General features: G+C 51.3%; 1 protein-coding gene. It reads right to left on the bottom strand.

The genetic code is table 11. The features are described from left to right. On the bottom strand, positions 1–899 hold an 899-nt coding region (locus tag Q6D67_RS21615), incomplete at its 3' end, for an ISL3 family transposase (protein WP_304707913.1). Positions 900–993: the final 94 nt, after the last annotated feature.

The raw sequence follows: 993 nt of genomic DNA, 5'->3' as shown, positions 1-993 counted from the left end.
CGAGCTGTTTTCTTTGCCACTTTAGAAAGCGTATCAATGGTGTCCCGGTGGTGGCGTTTTAAACTGGCCTCAGAGCGCAACCAACTAAATCGAGATAAATGCAAAGGCTTTATATACTCGGTTGGGACGAATAGCATCTCCTTCTTCCTGACGGCATCAACGGCTTTATTCAAGTCCATAGCCACATGAAACTTGTCAAAGCAGATTTTTTGCTCCCACTCACGCAAATGCTCTTTGGTGGCCGAAATGTACGCCGGCGACATATCCATGCTGACGGTTTCAATTGAGTTTAGCTCCGACTCCGACAAGCTTTTAAAGAAGTCACCGAGACTGCCTTTAGTGCGATCATCCCGGATATCAACTACCTGACCTGAGTCATTGGAGATAATAGTTAGATACCGGTGTCCCTTCTTGCTGCTAATTTCATCAACAGCAATATGGTGGTAATCCACCGATTGGCGGGCAGACAGGCCACGCTCCACAGCACGGCGCATGATTCCGTCGATGGCATTCCAGCTGAGTCCCAAGCGACGGCTCACCGCGTTAATACTGGCTTCTTTGAGCCATTGGATCGCCATCGCTTCAAACAGCAGCGTAAATCGGGAGTTCCGTTCTGCCCAGGGAACATCGACCTGCAAGACGCCATGCTCGTGGCATTGAGCCCTGGGCACAGCGCCATGGACAATGGTCTGGAACTGACAAGTGTCCAGATGTCGCCAACTCTTGTCGCGGGTGTCGTAACGGGGACATGCCGAACCGCACGCAGGACAGAGGGCTTCGGTATTCCGATCGTACTCAATATACACATGAACTACCCCATCCTCGGACAGCTCGACATGCTCAACCGCCCAAGGATCACGCAGCCCAAGAATGCGTTCGTAAAGTGACAATTCATCCATTGACTAACCAGCCCCACTCCGAGAATTAGGAGCCTGGAATTTTAGGGGGAGAGCAGAAAAATGGCTATGGATCCACCCGAATAGGGGAAGACCC

The organism is Haliea sp. E1-2-M8 (assembly GCF_030649675.1).
Taxonomy (GTDB): Bacteria; Pseudomonadota; Gammaproteobacteria; order Pseudomonadales; family Halieaceae; genus Haliea.
The sequence above is the reverse complement of the archived record's forward strand: the minus strand, read 5'-3'. Positions and strand labels throughout refer to the sequence as shown.